At 70.4% G+C, this 16542-nt stretch carries 15 protein-coding genes; 5 read left to right on the top strand and 10 right to left on the bottom strand.

Going from position 1 to position 16542, the window contains the following annotated elements:
• Position 1: 1 nt before the first annotated feature.
• The 4 genes from yajC to ruvC all read right to left on the bottom strand — a co-directional run bounded on the left by yajC (position 2) and on the right by ruvC (position 2710).
• A complete protein-coding gene (gene yajC, locus LX16_RS06810; RefSeq protein ID WP_211354318.1) occupies positions 2-361 on the bottom strand; it encodes a preprotein translocase subunit YajC in 360 nt (119 codons plus the stop codon).
• A 146-nt stretch (positions 362-507) separates the two neighbouring features.
• The gene (gene ruvB / locus LX16_RS06805; protein WP_147134735.1) at positions 508-1584 is read right to left on the bottom strand and encodes a Holliday junction branch migration DNA helicase RuvB; all 1077 of its coding nucleotides are present in this window, start codon (positions 1582-1584) and stop codon (positions 508-510) included.
• Positions 1581-2186 (bottom strand): Holliday junction branch migration protein RuvA, encoded by a 606-nt coding sequence (ruvA, locus tag LX16_RS06800; RefSeq protein WP_147134732.1) that lies wholly within the window; start codon positions 2184-2186, stop codon positions 1581-1583. Before ruvA ends, ruvB begins: the two co-directional genes overlap by 4 nt.
• Positions 2183-2710 carry a crossover junction endodeoxyribonuclease RuvC gene (gene ruvC, locus LX16_RS06795; protein ID WP_147134729.1) on the bottom strand — a complete coding sequence of 176 codons (528 nt, stop codon included), beginning with the start codon at positions 2708-2710 and terminating at the stop codon, positions 2183-2185. The genes ruvA and ruvC overlap by 4 nt, the downstream gene beginning before the upstream one ends.
• A gap of 382 nt (positions 2711-3092) precedes the next feature.
• On the opposite strand from ruvC, the gene LX16_RS06790 reads away from it, so the two are divergent.
• Positions 3093-3830 carry a GNAT family N-acetyltransferase gene (locus tag LX16_RS06790; RefSeq protein ID WP_147134726.1) on the top strand — a complete coding sequence of 246 codons (738 nt, stop codon included), beginning with the start codon at positions 3093-3095 and terminating at the stop codon, positions 3828-3830.
• 242 nt (positions 3831-4072) lie between these two features.
• The gene (locus LX16_RS06785) at positions 4073-4915 is read left to right on the top strand and encodes an endonuclease/exonuclease/phosphatase family protein (RefSeq protein WP_244615697.1); all 843 of its coding nucleotides are present in this window, start codon (positions 4073-4075) and stop codon (positions 4913-4915) included.
• A gap of 534 nt (positions 4916-5449) precedes the next feature.
• On the opposite strand, the gene LX16_RS06780 is transcribed toward LX16_RS06785, so the two are convergent.
• Complete coding sequence (locus tag LX16_RS06780; RefSeq protein WP_147134721.1) at positions 5450-6181, bottom strand: DUF7873 family protein; 732 nt, start codon at positions 6179-6181, stop codon at positions 5450-5452.
• Positions 6182-6663: 482 nt separating this feature from the next.
• Between LX16_RS06780 and LX16_RS06775 the strand changes: the two genes are divergently transcribed.
• The 3 genes from LX16_RS06775 (at position 6664) to LX16_RS06765 (ending at position 11173) form a co-directional block, all read left to right on the top strand.
• On the top strand, positions 6664-7920 hold the full coding sequence (locus tag LX16_RS06775; RefSeq protein ID WP_244615696.1) for a multidrug effflux MFS transporter: 1257 nt from the start codon (positions 6664-6666) through the stop codon (positions 7918-7920).
• Positions 7921-8070: 150 nt separating this feature from the next.
• Complete coding sequence (locus tag LX16_RS06770) at positions 8071-8634, top strand: HdeD family acid-resistance protein (protein ID WP_147134715.1); 564 nt, start codon at positions 8071-8073, stop codon at positions 8632-8634.
• A 64-nt stretch (positions 8635-8698) separates the two neighbouring features.
• Positions 8699-11173, top strand: coding sequence for an ATP-dependent Clp protease ATP-binding subunit (locus tag LX16_RS06765; protein WP_147134712.1), 2475 nt, complete (start codon positions 8699-8701; stop codon positions 11171-11173).
• 9 nt (positions 11174-11182) lie between these two features.
• Here the strand turns inward: LX16_RS06765 and LX16_RS06760 are convergent, their stop codons facing one another.
• From LX16_RS06760 to LX16_RS06740, 5 genes are all read right to left on the bottom strand, one after another.
• Positions 11183-12157 (bottom strand): magnesium and cobalt transport protein CorA, encoded by a 975-nt coding sequence (locus tag LX16_RS06760; RefSeq protein ID WP_147134709.1) that lies wholly within the window; start codon positions 12155-12157, stop codon positions 11183-11185.
• 82 nt (positions 12158-12239) lie between these two features.
• On the bottom strand, positions 12240-14006 hold the full coding sequence (locus LX16_RS06755; protein ID WP_147134705.1) for a glycoside hydrolase family 20 zincin-like fold domain-containing protein: 1767 nt from the start codon (positions 14004-14006) through the stop codon (positions 12240-12242).
• A gap of 62 nt (positions 14007-14068) precedes the next feature.
• Positions 14069-14629: a DUF4352 domain-containing protein gene (locus tag LX16_RS06750; protein WP_147134703.1), complete on the bottom strand. Its 561-nt coding sequence runs from the start codon at positions 14627-14629 to the stop codon at positions 14069-14071.
• Between the two features lie 63 nt (positions 14630-14692).
• Complete coding sequence (locus LX16_RS06745) at positions 14693-15355, bottom strand: response regulator (protein WP_147134700.1); 663 nt, start codon at positions 15353-15355, stop codon at positions 14693-14695.
• Positions 15352-16512 carry a sensor histidine kinase gene (locus LX16_RS06740; RefSeq protein ID WP_147134697.1) on the bottom strand — a complete coding sequence of 387 codons (1161 nt, stop codon included), beginning with the start codon at positions 16510-16512 and terminating at the stop codon, positions 15352-15354. Before LX16_RS06740 ends, LX16_RS06745 begins: the two co-directional genes overlap by 4 nt.
• Between the last annotated feature and the right edge of the window lie 30 nt (positions 16513-16542).

The raw sequence follows: 16542 nt of genomic DNA, 5'->3' as shown, positions 1-16542 counted from the left end.
CTCAGTTCTGGGTTCCGTCGCCGGGCGGCCGGTTGCCGGCCTTCGAGTCCTCGGCGGCCGGCTCGTCGGCCTTGGCGTCGGTCGCGGGCATACCGTCCTCCGGCTCGGAATCGGTCGTGGTGTCCTCGTCCACGCCGTCGTCGTCCAGGACCCGGGCGATGGCACCCCGTTCGTAGACGCACATGACACCCGGGCTGACCTCCAGGGTCACCGTGGTGTCGTCGCTGTCGATGATCGTGGCGTGCAATCCGCCGATGGTGACGACAGTCTGGCCGGGGCCGGCCTGACGCTGCTTCTCCATCATCTCGCGGCGGCGCTTGTTCTGCGGACGGATCATGAGGAAGTACATCGCCAAGATCATCACGATGATGATCGCCGGCATAAGCAAGCCGCTTGAGCCTTCGTTACCCACGCGCAGGGCCTTTCCTGAGATACGGATTCTGGGACGTCTGCGGAGTCTAGCCTGCCGATCTGGGTACGTGAACGCCGCCACAACCCTTGGCGACCTCAGTCTTCGTCGGACTCCCGCGCGCCGAACAGCGGTGCCGGAGCCACCCCGGCACCCGACTGGGGCGGGGTCCGGCCGAGGTGCCGCCAACCGTGCACCGTGGCGACCCGGCCACGGGGCGTCCGGGCCAGCAACCCCGCCCGGACCAGGAACGGCTCGCACACCTCCTCCACGGTGTCGGGCTGCTCCCCCACCGCGACCGCCAGCGTGGTGAGCCCGACCGGCCCACCGGAGAAGAGGTCGATGAGGGCGGTGAGTACGGCACGGTCGAGCCGGTCGAGCCCGATGTGGTCCACGTCGTAGAGCGCGAGCGCCTCGTGGGCGACCGGGCGGGTGATGACACCGTCGGCACGCACCTGCGCGAAGTCCCGGACCCGCCGGAGCAGCCGGTTGGCGATGCGGGGTGTGCCACGGGAGCGCCCGGCGATCTCGACCGCGCCGTCCTCGGTGATGTCGACCTGGAGGATCGAGGCGGTGCGTCGCACGATCGCCTCCAGTTCGGGCCGGTCGTAGAAGTCGAGCTGGCCCACGAAACCGAACCGGTCGCGCAGCGGGCCGGTGAGCAGCCCGGACCGGGTGGTGGCGCCCACCAGTGTGAACGGCTCCAGGTCGAGCGGGATGGCGGTGGCCCCCGGGCCCTTGCCGACCATGACGTCGACCCGGTAGTCCTCCATGGCGGTGTAGAGCAGTTCCTCCGCGGGCCGGGCCATCCGGTGGATCTCGTCGATGAACAGCACCTCCCCGGGCCCCAGCGACGTCAACACCGCGGCGAGGTCGCCGGACCGTTCGATGGCGGGACCGGAGGTCTGCCGCAGCGACACGCCCAGTTCGGCGGCGACGATCATCGCCATGGTGGTCTTGCCCAGTCCCGGCGGTCCCGACAGCAGGATGTGGTCGGGGGCGCCGCCTCGCGCCCGCGCGCCGGACAACAGCAGTTCCAGCTGTTCGCGGACCCGGGACTGGCCGATGAGTTCGTCCAGTTTGGCCGGACGCACTCCCGACTCCGCGCCGGATTCGGCGGGAAGCGCCTGCGCGGACACGAGGTCGGGTTCGTAGAGGTCGCCGAACTCGGTCATCGGGTCCGCCCCAGCAGCCGGATCGCCTGTTTGAGCAGGCCCGGCACGTCGGTGGCGTCGACCTCGGAACCGGCGTCGAGCTTGGTGACGGCCGTGGCGGCGTCCTTGGCGGACCAGCCCAACGCCTGGAGGCCCTGGGAGACCTGCTCACGCCACGCGGGCGGCCGGTCACCGCCGCCCGACGGTTCGTCGGTGGCGGGGGCCGCCCCGATCTTGTCCTTGAGTTCCAGCACGAGACGGTCGGCGCCCTTCTTCCCGACACCGGGTATGCGGGTCAGTGTCGCGGTGTCGGCGGAGGCGATGGCGTGCCGGACGGCGGCGGGGCTGTGCACGGCCAACGCCGCCTGCGCCAGCCGGGGCCCGACGCCGCTCGCGGTCTGCAGCAGTTCGAACAGGTCGCGTTCGGCGACGGTGGCGAATCCGTACAGGGTCAGGGACTCCTCACGGACGATCAGGGTGGTGTGCAGGGTCGTCTCGGCTCCCACCCGCAGGTTGGCGAGTGTCCCCGGTGTGGCCCGCAGGAGGTAGCCGACCCCTCCGACCGTCATGACCGTGCTGTCGCCGGTCACCGAGGTGATCGTGCCGGTGAGGCTGGCGATCACGTCCTGACTCCCTTCGTCGTCCGTCGCCCGGCCGCCAGCAGTCGCGCCTTGGTGCCACCGCGCCACACGTGGCAGATCGCCAGCGCCAGGGCGTCGGCGGCGTCGGCGGGTTTGGGCGGTTCCGCGAGTCGCAGCAGCCGGGTGACCATGGTGGTCATCTGTCTCTTGTCGGCGGTACCGGAACCGGTGACCGCGGCCTTGGCCTCGCTGGGCGTGTAGGTGTGCACGGGGATGCCCCGCCGCGCGGCGCCGAGGATCGCCACGGCGGCGGCCTGGGCGGTGCCGATGACGCTGGCGACGTTGTGCTGGCTGAAGACCCGTTCCACGGCGACGGCCTCGGGCCGGTACCGGTCGAGGTATTCGGTGATTCCGGCCTCCACCGCCAGCAGCCGGTCCGGTATGTCGTCCTCGGGAGGGGTGCGGATCACGCCGACGGCCACGAGCCGGCACGGCCTGCCGGGCAGTCCCTCCACGACGCCGACGCCGCAACGGGTCAGGCCGGGATCGACGCCCAGAATCCGCATGTTCCGTTCCCTTCCGCCGCGAACGTCCGTTCGATCACTCTAGTCGTGGGGACCGACAGGTCCGTCCGGACACTCGTCGCGCGACGGCATCGGGGACGGCCGTCCGGGGACACGACCGTGGTCGGGGACCCGGCCCCGCGCCGCCGTAACACGTCGCCAGACGCCGCCGACGTGCTCGGCACCGTGCTGGGTACCCACACCGGAGACGTGCTCGGCGTCGCGCCGGAGGCGTGCTCGGCACCCACGCCATAGGCGTGCTCCGCATTACATTGCGGATGCCGAGGCGGCGGTGTCACGATTCAGCCGTGGATTGGGTGATGCGCGGGCCGGTCCCCCCGGCCGTGAGTCCGACGGGTGGCGACGGCGATGTGGAGCGGAGGCGATGAGCCTTCCCACCCGGTTGAGCGGGCGTGGCGCGCTGCTCGCCGCCGCCGACCTCCCGTTGGTCCGCTGCTTCGCCTCCGAGGACTCGGTCGGCTTCGCCGAGGAGGGCGCGGTGGTGTGGTATCGCGGCCACCACGACCGGACCGTCCTCATGGGAGACGGTGAGCCCCGGGCGGTCGCGGGGCTGTTCGCGCGGGTCGCCGCCGAGGTACCGGTGCAGCGGTTCACGATCCCGCGCCCGGTGCTGGAGGAACTGCCCGAACCGGGTAGGCCCGCCGTGGAGGGCGCGTGGCACTGGTTCTACACCCGTTCGGCGCCACCGGAGACACCGGCCGAGGCCGCGTGCGAGTGGATCGATCCGGTGGACCATGCGGAGGTGGACGCGCTACTGGAGGTGGCGTTCCCGACGGCCTCCAGCCGGCCGGACGGGGAACGCCCGGGTATGGAGTGGTTCGGGGCGCGGGACGCCTCGGGTCGGATCGTCGCCTGTGGGAACGCCAACACCGGTCAGGGCATCGGCCCCATGCTGGGTTCGGTGGCGGTGCATCCCGACGCGAGGCGGCGTGGCCTGGCGTCGGCATTGACCTCGTGGGTCACCCGGCGGTTGCTGGAACGGGGGCATCCCATGGTGGCGTTGGGGTCCTACGCCGGTGAGGAGGCCACGCACCGGTTGTACCGGAGACTGGGGTACCGGGACGTCCACGTGCTGTGTTCCGGCCGGATGCCCGCAGCCTGACGTCGCCGCCGGGTGGGTCGACGGCCACCGGACGGACACCCGGTCGTCACCTCGGCCGGGCACGATGGCGGTGCGGCGGTTCCGGGCGCGGCGACACTCCAATGTGGCTGTGCGGCGCGACGTGCGTGCAAAGCGCGCCCGGATGCGCCAAGATGGCTTCGTCCCGTATCGCCCACCAAGCCGCGACGGCTTGGGCACCACAATGGAGGCCCCCATTGTCCGCCCGGAACAAACCTCTCGCAGTGTCCCGTAGAGCCCTGCTGACCGGTCTGGGAATCGGTGCCGTGGGCGCCTCCCTCGCCGCGCCGGGCGCGGCGTCGGCCGAGGAGGTCGCCACGAACAGGCACAACCGGCTCCGTTTCGCCACGTTCAACATCCATCACGCCGCCAGCCCCGACAACGTGGTGGACCTGGAGCGGATCGCCACCGTCATCGAGTCGATGGACGTCGACGTCATCGGGCTCCAGGAGGTGGACCGCTTCTGGTCCCGCAGTGACTTCGTCGACCAACCGCAGTGGTTCGCGCGCCGGCTGCGGATGTGGAAGGCGTACGCGCCCAACGTCCAGTTGCCCGCCGAGCGGCCGGGTGATCCCGGTCGTGAGTACGGAACGCTGGTGCTGTCGAAGTGGCCGATCATCAGGAGGCACAACACCCTGCTGCCGAAGTTCGAGAACGGCGAACAGCGGGGTTTCCTGGAGGTCACCGTGGCCACGCCCGCCGGGATGCCGGTGCACGTGGCGACGACCCACCTCCAGCACAACAACAACCTCGAACGTGAGGCACAGGCGACCGCGATCGCGGAGATCCTGGGTAACCGGCCGCGGCGGACCGTCGTCACCGGCGACTTCAACGCCGAGACCGGCACCCCCGAGATCAGCACGATCGACTCGGTGGTCGACGACGTGTGGACCGCCGTCGGCGACGGCCCCGGCCACACCTACAACACGATCGACCCGAAGGTCAGGATCGACTACGTCTGGCATTCGGCCGACCTGACACCGGTGTCGGCCGAGGTCGTGACCGACGACCCGCTGGCCTCCGACCACCTTCCGCTGGTGGCGGAGTACAAGCTGCGGCTCCACTAGTCCGGTCGCCGCGGTGTCGTGGGCGTGAGGCGCACGGCACCGCGGCCCGTCCGGCGGCGCCCCGCCGGGACCCTGCGCGACCGTGAAGCGACCCGGCGACGGCCGCCCGTGGCCCGCCCGGTGAATGTTCCACGGTGGAGCCTCACGGCGGACCGGGCATGAGGGAGGCTCGGAGGATTGCCTTCCCCCGAGCCCCGGAGATGCCACCGTGATCGCCGCTGCCGGCCCGTCGCGGACGGATCCGTTTCAAGCCTTGCGCTCTCCCATTGAAGCTACCGCCGCATGTGGCGCGGCGGGCAGGAGTCGAACCTGCAACCTCAAGTCCCGTCGTCCGTCCGTCGTCGGCCGGTGCGTGATGGCGAATGCTGAGTCTGGAGCGATAGTCTGAGTCTCACGCGGCTGCCTCACCATTGGGCTACACCGGCACGTACCGGTGACGGGATTCGAACCCGCGTCTTGACCGCGAATCAGTTTCGACTTCAGTTTCAGCTTGTGCTCCTGCACTTCTTCCCCCGCTCGGGGGAAGTCTCCAGGTTACCGGAACAGGTAACCGAAAACCTTGTCGCCGATGCGGCTGTCCACGACCTCGGTGGCGTTTGCCTCCTCGCGCGCGAACTTCACGGCGTGCTGCAGTGTGTCGACGCGGTCGAGCAGGTCACCGAGCCGCTTGGCCTGCATGGCTCCGGAGAACTTGACCGACGTCCAGTATCCGACCGGGACGTCCTCGTGGTAGACCTCGACCTGGGCCGGGTGGTGCTCGGTGGCCTCGGCCTTCACGTGGTTGCGGGGCACCTTCCTGGTCCGGATGGTGCGGACCGGTTCGGTCGACCAGCAGTCGGCGGCGTCGTTGTAGCCCCACACCTCCGCGGCGTCGAGCACCGGCAGCCGCCGCAGGAACGCCTGCATCTCGGCCAACTGCTTCTCGAGGAACAGGAGTGTGGTGACCGGAACGTCCCGCAGCAGGGGCTGGCCGTCCACGACCACGTCGGCGCGGGCGGTGCAGTTGGTGAGGTCCTTGGAGGCCGTCACGTCGAACAGCCGGGTGAGACCGTCGGCGACCTCCTTGAGAACGACGTCGGCGCGGACCTGCACCCGCGTCGATTCCGGCGGCAGTTGCTCCCCGTCCTCGTCCTTGGGCTGGTAGGTGCGCGATATGCCCGACAGCAGGCCGGCCTTGGCCAGGTCGCGGCCGACCTCGGCGATCTTCTGCTGCGCCTTGCCCTTGACGGTCTTCTCGACGGCGATCAGCTGGTTCAGTCTTGTCATCGGCGTTCTCCTCGGTTCGCAGCCGAACTGTAGTGGGGACGGTCAAGGGCGACAACGGGATATTCCGGTCCGCTGTGGACGTGGGTCGCGTCCGGTGTCGTGGGAGGGCCGGTCATTCGGTGAGACGGGTGACACCGGGTACTCCGGCACCGATGGTGGGTGACCGGTCGCCGCCGCAAAGTCGCCGGTGTTGCCTCACTCTCAAATGCCTGTGCATAACCGCCGAGGAGACGTATCGTCTGTTACGGACTTCCTGGAGACCGCTTTCACGACGTACGTACCGGTGTGAGCGCGGCCTCCTGGGGACAGGATCACCCGAATGCCGCCCCTCCTCCGGGCCGCATCCCGCACACCGGAATCGCGAGGCCCATCGCCGCGCATTGCGAACGGTGCCGGTGGACACCCACTCACCGGTCTTCAACGATCCCCGTTCCCCGAACTCCTCCGGTAACACACGCACGCGACCCCGCTTAGGACTTCTGTTGTCTACCGCAACCGCGCCCGCCGAGACCACGACGACCACGACCGCGCCGAAACCGCGTCGCTCGATCGTGGCGCTCGTCCTGGTGCTCGGCACCCTCGCCGCCACCGGGCCACTGGCGACCGACCTCTACCTGCCGGCGTTCCCGGTCATCGCCGACGACCTCAACGCCACCGAGAACCAGATCGCACTCACCCTGACCTCGGCCATGATCGGCATGGCGCTGGGCCAGCTCGTCGTCGGCCCGATGAGCGACGCCTGGGGCCGCCGTAGGCCGCTGCTCATCGGCACCGTCATATTCACGATCACGTCGTTGCTGTGCATGTTCGTGCCCTCGGCGGAGGCGTTCATCGCGCTGCGGTTCGTTCAGGGTCTCGCCGGCGCCGCCGGTGCCGTCATCTCCCGGGCGATCGCCCGCGACCACTTCGAGGGCGACGACGTCGCGAGGTTCTTCTCGCGCCTGATGCTGGTGACGATGCTCGCCCCGATGCTCGGGCCGGTGCTGGGAGCGCAGCTCCTGGAGTTCGGCCCCTGGCAGCTCGGCTTCGCGGTGTTGACCGCGGTGTCGGTGATCAGCCTGGTGCTGGTCTACTTCTTCCTGCCCGAGTCGCTGCCGAGGGAGCAGCGCGTTCCGCTGCGGCCCGCCACCCTGTGGAGCACGGTCAAGGGCCTGCTCCGGGACGTCCGCTTCATCGGCCCGACCCTGACCCTGTCGATGGCGTTCGGCGCGATGTTCACCTACATCGCGAACTTCTCGTTCGTGTCGCAGAACGAGTTCGGCGCGACACCGCAGCAGTTCGCGCTGATGTTCGGCATCAACACGGTCGGCCTGTTGGCCGGGACGCAGCTCAACGCCTTCCTCATCGGGAAGGTCGAGATGCACCGGCGGCTGGTCTACGGCCTGGTGGGGACGCTCACGGCCGTCGCCGCGCTCGCGCTCCTGGACGTGGCGGGTGGGGCCGGCCTGGTCTCGATCACCGTGGTGTTCTTCGTGATGATGTTCAGCGTCGGGTTCGTCTTCCCCAACGCCTCGACCATGTCACTGGCCAGCCAGTCCCCGCAGGTGGCGGGCACCGCCTCCGCCCTCATGGGCACCCTGCAGTTCGCGTTGGGCGGCGGGTTGTCCTCGCTGGCGACCATGACCGGCAGCGGCACCGTCACGCTCGACAGCATGGCGGTGGTGATGCTGGGTGTCACGGTCCTGGCCGCGGTCGTGTACGCCTTCTCGTCGCGGCGGGTGGCACGCCTGGCCGCCTGACCGCCGACGACACGCCGAGGGGCGGACCGGTATCCCCGGTCCGCCCCTCGGCGTGCACGGGCCGGAATACCGCGAATCGGCCACGAAACGCCCCGCGCCGGGTGAGGATGCGATTGACAGTGGTCCATCCGGCGGGGAGAGGCGGCGGCGATGCGGGAACTTCTCGGACGCACCTGGGGGCTCGTCGTGTTCCGGGGCGTCATCGGGGTGATATTCGGGGCGCTGGCCCTGTTGTGGCCGCAGATCACGTTGTTGGCGCTGGTCGTCCTGTTCGGCGCGTACGCGATCGTCGACGGCGTCATGGCGATCGTGATGGGGTTCTCGGGGCGCGGTGGAGAACGGTGGGTGCTCGTGGCCATGGGGCTCGTCGGCGTCCTGGCCGGACTGATCGCGTTCGTCTGGCCGGGTGTGACGGCGCTGGTGCTGTTGTGGGTCATCGCGTTCTGGGCGGTGCTGACCGGTGTCATGTACCTGGTCGCGGCGTGGCGGCTGCGCAGGGAGATCGACAACGAGTGGCTGTTGGGCCTGACCGGTGTCGCCTCCATCGGTCTGGGCGTGGTCCTGCTGTTCCAACCGGCCGCCGGAGCGGTCGCCCTGGTCGTGACGATCGGGGTGTTCGCGATCGTGTGGGGGGTGCTCAGCATCGTCCTGGGACTGCGTATGCGGGGTGTCTCGCGGCGGGAGGGCGGCCTCGGTGCGACGGCGTTCGGCTGATCCCGAGGCGTGAGCGCGGCCCGCGGGCCGCGGCGACGACAGTGACGAGGGGGAGGGCACGTCCATGGATTCGTACGCCGGCACCGGCGCGTTCGACGACCTGATCAACCGCTTCTTCGGGGGTGACCCGTTCGCCGCCCGGCCGGTGCAGCGGATCGACCTCGACCGGGTGTTGTCGGACCAGTCGCGTTCGCTGCTGGCCGCCGCCGTGCGGCACGCCCGGGAACAGGGCGTGGACGTCGACGTGAACCAGATCCTGTGGGCTGCGGCCCGGCAGGACCCGGCCCGGCGGATGCTGTCGGAGAGCGGCGCCGACCCCGACGCGCTCGCCGAGGAGATGGACGCCCTGGCGGAACGGGGACAGGCCACCGACCGGGTACCGCCACTGACGCCGGCCGCGAAACGCGCCCTGCGTGACGCGCACACCCAGGCGCGGGAGGCCGGCGTGTCCTACATCGGACCCGACCACATCCTGCTCGGCCTGGCCGCCAACCCCGAGACGGCCGCCGGACGCGCGCTGCGGGCGCTGGTGAGCGGCGGGGACGGCACGTCCCCCACCCGTCCACCGCGCGGCGGCGGGGAAGGCCGCGGCCGGACCCCCACCATCGACGAGTACGGCAGGGATCTGACCGCCGAGGCCGAGGCGGGCGCCCTCGACCCGGTGGTGGGACGCGAGGAGGAGATCCAGGACACCATCGAGATCCTGTCGCGCCGCACCAAGAACAACCCCGTCCTGATCGGGGAACCCGGCGTCGGCAAGACGGCGATCGTGGAGGGCCTGGCGCAACGCATCGTCAACAACGACGTGCCCGACGTGCTGGCGGGTAGGCGGGTCGTCGCCCTCGACCTCGCCGGGATGGTCGCGGGCAGCAAGTACCGCGGCGAGTTCGAGGAACGGCTCAAGAAGGTCATCGAGGAGGGCGCCGCGGCGGAGGGCGGCCTGGTCCTGTTCATCGACGAGATGCACACCGTCGTGGGTGCCGGCGGCGGTGGCGACGGCGCGATGGACGCCTCCAACATGTTGAAGCCGGCGCTGGCCAGGGGCGAACTCCACGTGGTGGGCGCCACCACCCTCGACGAGTACCGCAAGCACATCGAGAAGGACTCGGCACTGGAGCGCCGGTTCCAGCCGGTGCTGATCCCCGAGCCGAGCGTCGACGAGACCGTCGAGATCCTTCGCGGCCTGCGCGACCACTACGAGGCGCATCACCAGGTCCGGTTCACCGACGCGGCGTTGGACGCCGCCGCCGGACTGTCCGCCCGGTACATCACCAACCGCTTCCTGCCGGACAAGGCGATAGACCTGATCGACCAGGCGGGCGCCCGGGTACGGCTGCTCGCCCGCACCCCGGCACCCGACACGCGGCAGCTGGAGGACCGGATCACCCGGCTGCGCAACGACAAGGACGCCGCCGTCGACACCGAGGACTACGCGCGCGCCTCCGAGATCAAGGCCGACATCGACGCCGCCGAGGCACGGCTCTCCGAGGCCCGCAGTGACGGCGGGCCGGTCCCCGAGGTGGACGTCAACGACATCGCCGAGGTGGTCTCGCGCCGCACCGGTGTACCGGTGTCCCAGTTGACGAAGGCCGAACGGGAACGGCTGTTGTCGCTGGAGACGCACCTTCACGAGCGGGTGGTGGGCCAGGACGAGGCGGTCACGGCGGTGGCCGAGGCCGTCCGGCGGGCACGCGCGGGCCTGGGTGACCCGAAGCGGCCCGACGGTTCCTTCATGTTCCTGGGGCCGACCGGGGTCGGCAAGACCGAGCTGGCCAGGGCGCTCGCCGAGGCGTTGTTCGGCGACGAGGCGAGCATGGTCCGGTTCGACATGAGCGAGTTCCAGGAGAAGCACACCGTCTCCCGGCTGGTCGGCGCGCCTCCCGGGTACGTCGGCTACGAGGAGGCCGGTCAACTCACCGAGGCGGTGCGGCGGCGGCCGTACCGGGTCCTGTTGTTCGACGAGGTCGAGAAGGCGCATCCGGACGTGTTCCACACGTTGCTGCAGCTGCTGGACGACGGCCGGGTCACCGACGCGCAGGGCCGCACCGTCGACTTCAGCAACACCATCGTCATCATGACCAGCAACGTCGGGGCCGATCGCATCCTGGCGGCGCAGAGCGCCGGGCGGCCGGTGTCGGAACTGCACGACACGCTGCTGGGCCTGTTGGGTGAGCGTTTCCGGCCGGAGTTCCTCAACCGGATCGACGAGATCATCGTCTTCTCGGGACTCGACCGAACCCAGTTGCGGGAGATCACCGCGTTGTTCGTCGACCGGACCCGGCGGCGGCTGGCCGCCCAGGAGATCGGGTTGGAGGTCACCGACGCCGCCCTCGACCGGCTGGCGGCGACCGGTCACCAGCCGGAGTACGGTGCCAGGCCACTCCGGCGCACGGTGCAGCGCGAGTTGGAGAACCGGGTGTCGCAACTGGTACTGGGCGGCGACGCGGGACCGGGGGACACCGTCCGCGTCGACTCCGGAGAGGACGGGCTCGTCGTCACGGTGGAGGGCGGCGAGGGCGGCGACGCGGCCGCGTCCTGACGGCACCGGTCACAGCCAGCCGTTGCGACGGAAGCCCCGGTACAGCAGGAGGCACACCACCGCCATCACCGCCAGGATCAACGGGTAGCCGATCCACCAGCGCAGTTCCGGCATGTGCCGGAAGTTCATCCCGTAGACGCCGGCGATGAGGGTGGGCACGGTGATGATCGCGCCCCACGCGGAGATCCTGCGCATGTCCTCGTTCTGCCACATGCTTATCTGGCCGAGGTGTGCGTTGAGGATGTTGTCGAGCACCATCTCGCTCGACGTCACCGACGCGTCCACCCGGCGGATGTGGTGGCCGACCCCGCGCAGGAACCCGGTCGCCCGGCCGGGCCGGGCGTCGTCGTCCTCCAGCAGGTCCTCCGCGAGCGCCAGCAGGGGCGTCACCGCCTCCCGCAGCTCCACGACCCGGCGTTGCACGGCGTAGATGTCGCCCACCGCGTCGACCCTGCCGCCGGAGAAGACGCGGCGTTCCACCTCGGTCACCCGTTCGTCCACGTCGTCGCACAGTTCCCTGTACCGCGACAGCATCCGGTCGAGGACGGCGAAACCCGCCGCCGCCGCGCCGTGGGACAGCAGCCGGGGGTGCGCGTCCAGGAATTCCCGTGTGTCCGGCAGCGGGTCGTGGTCGCCGTGCCTGACGGTGAGGAGCACCGTGGATGAGACGACGATCGTGACGGTGCCGTGGCCGAGTCCGTCGTCGCCGTGCCTCGACCACAGTGTCTTCAGGACGATGGTGCGGATCCCGCCATAGGAGTCGTACCGGGAGCGGCGGTTGACGGTGGCGGCGTCTCTGAGCGCCGAGGGGTGCAGCCGCACGGTCTCGGCGAGCCGGTGGAGTTCGGCGGGTTCCGGGTCCGCCGTGTCGATCCAGAGGAACCCGTCGTCGGCCGGCTCCGCCCCCGCCTCGGCCGCCGCGTCCTCCGGTGTGATCCTGCGCAGCCCCTCGGAGTCACCGTGCCAGTAGGTCGTCCCGCTCATCACTCCCCCGGTGTGAGGATCCCACAGACGGCGGTGGCGGCGGGGTGAACCGGGCCGGTGCGGTGCACCGGCCCGGTAGGGGTCACCGGTAGGTGGCGGCGGTGCGTTCGAGTTCGGCCAGGCCGCGTTCGATGCCGCCGGGGCGGCTGCGCAGTGCCCACGCCTCCTTGTGCAGGCCGATGGCCTCGTCGAGGTCGGCGGCCAGCGCCTCGCCGTCGGGGGCCTTGCCGCCGGCCTCGCTGAGCAGTCGGTATCCGCCGTGCCTAGCGAGTCGCGCGGCCGCGGTCAGCTCGGCCTTAACGGTGTCGGCGTCGCGACTGTCCGGTGAGGACGCGGCGATCTCGGCGACGGCCCGGTCGATGTCGGCCACGACCTCGGTGATCCGGTCGACGTCGGCCGCGCCGGCCACGGTGCTGCGTGCCTGGGTGACCGCGACGAACAGTGGACTGGCGTTGAACGTGATGAGGCCGGTGCGGTCCCAGACGCGGGCGAGCCCGTCCATGGCGGCGCCGAGCCTGCCGGTGGCGTCCTCGAACACGTACCGGTCGACCACCGCGGTCAGGTCGAGGTCGCGGTTGGCCTCCAGCGACCAGGCGACGGCGGCACCGAACACGATGGGCGGGTAGGACACCGACGGCGGCTGCATGTGCCCCAGGTCGCCCCAGTCGGTGACGAGGTATCCGCCCGCTCCGTGGGCCATGCCGACCTCGGCCGCGTCGATCAGGTTCCCGACGGCGTTGTCGATGCGCCCGAGGAAGGAACGCCAGGTGGAGGTGCCGGGTGCCACCCAGAACGGGTAGCCGGCGTCGGTGAACGCCGAGGCGGTGTGCCCGAATCCGGCGCTCAACGTCTCGGGGTCCACCCCCGCCTCACGGAACGCGGCCACCACGGGGGCCGGCCAGTCGACCGGTGGCTTGGGTGCCTCGTACGTCCAGGCGACGGCGGTGGCGCCGGTGGGGAGCTCGGGGACCAGTTCGGGATGGTGGGCGATGATGTCGCCCCAGAACTGGACGTCGTAGCCCTTGGCGAGCAGTGGGTTCAGCAATCGCAGCAGGTGGTCGGCGTAGACCCTTCCCTTACCGACGGAGGCCGCCTCGGCGGCGCTGGCGCCCCTCCCCAGTTCCCAGGTCTCGTCGCATCCGATGTTGACCCGCCTGCTGCGGAAGTGGGGCATGAGCTGGTCGATGAGGCCGATCGCGAAGTCCGCGTTGTCCTGGGTCGGCGCGAGTGTCGTGGCGGGGCGGTGCTGGCCGAACAGTTCGAAGCCGTCGGGGATCTCGGCGCGGTGCCGGTACGCCGGGTGGCGGAGCCAGTTCTCCATGTGCCCGAAGGTGTTCTGGTTCGCGACGAGTTCGATGCCGAGCGCGTCGCAGCGGTCGCCGAGCCACGCGATGTCCTCGGGGGTCATCGGTGAGGCGTCCCGCCACACGATCTCGTGGCCGGGGTAGGCGAAGGTGTGTTCGGTGTAGAGCTGGAGTTGGTTGATCCTGACCAGGTCGAGCAGGTCGAGTAGCCGGTCGAGGGTGTCCCTCGTGGGCACCCGTCCCCTGCTGATGTCGAGCATGAAGCCCCGGACGGCGAAGTCCGGCCAGTCGGAGACGTGGACGGCGGGCAGCTGTCCGTGGGACTGTCCCCGGATCTGGTCCAGCAGGGCCAGGCCGTACCGGGCGCCGGCGTCGTCGGCGTATCGGAGTGACACGGTGTCTTCGGTGACGGTGAGGTCGAAGCCCTGCGCGGGCAGGCTCGCGTCGTGCGCTCGCTGGACGGGGGTGTCGATGCCGCAGCCTGCCTGTCCGGTGGTCTCCATCCGGCGGGGGCGCGGCACCAGGGTGAGTTCGGTGGCTGCCATGGCCAGAGACGGTACCCGGCCGCCCCTATTTTGTACAGGGGCAGAACAAACCCGCGAGCAGGTCAGTACTCCCAGTCGATGAGGAGGTCGCTCCCGTTGGCCTCGGCCGCGAGGCGGACGCTGCCCGACTCCGCGGCGGACTCGGGTACGTCGAACACCACCCTGCCGGTCAGGGTCTGGTCGGCCTCGACGGTGCCCACCAGCTCGGGTGCCACCACCTGGTCCGAGCGCGGATACTCCCGGCCTTCGGCGTCGAGCAGACTGAAGACGAAGTCGGTGTTGCCGGGTCCGGCCTCGTGGTCGCCCCGGAATCCCGTGATCTCCACTTCGGCCACCAGGAGCACGTCATTCTCGGCCGCGGGTTCACCGGCGTCGTCGGTCTCCACCACGGTCACACCGGTGACCGCATAGGTGACCTCGTAGGAGATCGCGTCGAAGTCACCCGACAGCGACACCGGCCCGCCGAGGCCGATGTCGAACTCGCCCGAGCCCTCCGCGACGGTGCCGTCGCCGTGGTGGTGATGCTCGTCCTCGTCCGCCACCGGCGGAGTCGCCTCGCCACCGCACGCCGTGACCGCACCGACGAGCACGACCGCGGCGGCGCATCCGATCAGCCATCTCATGGCTGCACGATAGTAGTTCTGTTAACATCCCGTCAAGAACGCGATATCTACACGTCTCGATCTTCACCGGCCCCTCGCCACGACGAGGCCGGCCTCGTAGGCGATCACCACCAGCCGCGCCCGGTCCCGGGCCGCCAGTTTGACCATTATCCGGCTGACGTGCGTCTTGGCGGTCGTGTGGCTGATGTACAGCGCCTCGGCGATCTCCCGGTTGGACAGACCACCGCCCACCAGTGTCAGCACCTCCCTCTCACGGGGCGTCAACACGTCCAGTTCGGGAACCGTCGCCGCCCGCCTCGGCGAGGCCACGTACTCGGCGATCAACTGCCGGGTCATCGACGGCGCCAACAACGCCTCGCCACCGGCGATCAGGCGCACCGCCCGGATGAGGTCCTCGGGCTCGGAGTCCTTCACCAGGAAGCCGCTCGCCCCGGCGTGCAGCGCGTCGAACAGATACTCCTTCAGCGCGAAGTTCGTCAGGATCACCACCTTGACCCCCGCCGTCTCCGGGTCGGCGCAGATCCGGCGGGTCGCGTGGATCCCGTCGTGGCCGGGCATCTGCACGTCCACCAGCGCCACGTCCGGTCGATACCGCCGCGCCAGGTCGGCCGCCTGCTCCCCGTCGCTCGCCTCGGCGACGACCACGACGTCACTCTCGGCCTCCAGCAGCACCCGGAAGCCGGCCCGGATCAGCGCCTGATCGTCCGCCAACAGCACCCGGATCACGCCGCCGCCTCCACACCCGCCACCGGCAACCACGCCTCCACGCCGAAACCGCCACCCGGCCGGTTCCCGAACGACAACCGACCGCCCAATGCCGCCACGCGTTCGCGCATCCCGTCGATCCCGTAGCCGGCCACCACGACACCGTCCGTGCCGAGTCCGTCGTCGACGACGGTGATCGCCAGGTCCCCGGCCTCGCGCCGCAGGGTCACCCACGTCCGGGCGGCGCCGGAGTGGCGCACCACGTTCGTCAACGCCTCCTGCACGATCCGGTAGGCCGTGGTGTCCACTTCGGATGGCAGTCGGTCACCGGACTCGTCCACCAGCGCGACGTCGATCCCCACCGCCGACACCCCGTCCAACAGTCTGGGGAGCGCCGGAAGGGTGGGGTTCGCGTCGGTCTCGCTGATCCGCAACGTCTGGAGGGTGGCACGGAGTTCCCGCATCGCGTCCTGGCTGGCGTCCTTGACGTGCCGCACGGCGACCTCCGCCGCCTCCGGCCGGTCGGGCAGCATGTGCAGGGCGACGGACGACTGCACGTTGATGACCGATATGGAGTGCGTCAGGGAGTCGTGCAGCTCCCGGGCGATGCGCAGCCGTTCCTCGGCGGCCCTGCGGCGGGCCGTCTGCTCCCGGGCGTGCTCGGCGTCCCGCGCCCGCGCCCGCGCCCGCCGCAGGTTCTGCCAGTTGTGCCGCGTGACCTCCCCCGCGACCATCACCGCCACCATCCAGCCGGTGCGTCCGGCGGTCCGTTGCAGGGAGTCCACCGGGGAGTCGTCGAGCAGTACGGCGGTCAGGACCGCCAAGACCGTGCACGCCACCGTAAGCAGGACGGCACGTGCCCGGTACCCCTGGCTCGCCAGCGTGTACAGGCCGAGCGCGGCCGGGATCGACGCCGCGATGTTGTCGTTCACCAGGAAGAAGTAGGTGCCCGCGCACGACGCCCCCAACACGGCCACGACGGTCGGATACCGCCGCCGGACCACGAGTGAGAGGCAGGCGGCGACCAGGAGTACGAGTCCGGCCGCCCGCAACGCGGGAATCCGGACGACGACCTCGCTCTCCTGCGCGGCCCCGGCGCCGACCACCGAGACGACCGTGACCACCAGCGCCACCAGCGGATCCCAACGGGCGTTCACCGCCTCATGACCACGTCGCATCCGGCCAAACTACGGCACCCGTGACCGTGT

It is taken from the genome of Stackebrandtia albiflava (assembly GCF_007994225.1).
Taxonomy (GTDB): domain Bacteria; phylum Actinomycetota; class Actinomycetes; order Mycobacteriales; family Micromonosporaceae; genus Stackebrandtia; species Stackebrandtia albiflava.
Note: the sequence above shows the minus strand (reverse complement) of the source record. Positions and strands in the feature narration are given on the sequence as shown.

Coding starts and splice junctions, on each gene's coding strand:
- LX16_RS06740 (WP_147134697.1), bottom strand. CDS start 16,512: ATGCGACGTGGTCATGAGGCGGTGAACGCCCGTTGGGATCCGCTGGTG.
- yajC (WP_211354318.1), bottom strand. CDS start 361: ATGATCTTGGCGATGTACTTCCTCATGATCCGTCCGCAGAACAAGCGC.
- LX16_RS06780 (WP_147134721.1), bottom strand. CDS start 6,181: ATGACAAGACTGAACCAGCTGATCGCCGTCGAGAAGACCGTCAAGGGC.
- LX16_RS06770 (WP_147134715.1), top strand. CDS start 8,071: ATGCGGGAACTTCTCGGACGCACCTGGGGGCTCGTCGTGTTCCGGGGC.
- LX16_RS06750 (WP_147134703.1), bottom strand. CDS start 14,629: ATGAGATGGCTGATCGGATGCGCCGCCGCGGTCGTGCTCGTCGGTGCG.
- ruvB (WP_147134735.1), bottom strand. CDS start 1,584: ATGACCGAGTTCGGCGACCTCTACGAACCCGACCTCGTGTCCGCGCAG.
- LX16_RS06755 (WP_147134705.1), bottom strand. CDS start 14,006: ATGGCAGCCACCGAACTCACCCTGGTGCCGCGCCCCCGCCGGATGGAG.
- ruvC (WP_147134729.1), bottom strand. CDS start 2,710: ATGCGGATTCTGGGCGTCGATCCCGGCCTGACCCGTTGCGGCGTCGGC.
- LX16_RS06765 (WP_147134712.1), top strand. CDS start 8,699: ATGGATTCGTACGCCGGCACCGGCGCGTTCGACGACCTGATCAACCGC.
- LX16_RS06760 (WP_147134709.1), bottom strand. CDS start 12,157: ATGAGCGGGACGACCTACTGGCACGGTGACTCCGAGGGGCTGCGCAGG.
- LX16_RS06790 (WP_147134726.1), top strand. CDS start 3,093: ATGAGCCTTCCCACCCGGTTGAGCGGGCGTGGCGCGCTGCTCGCCGCC.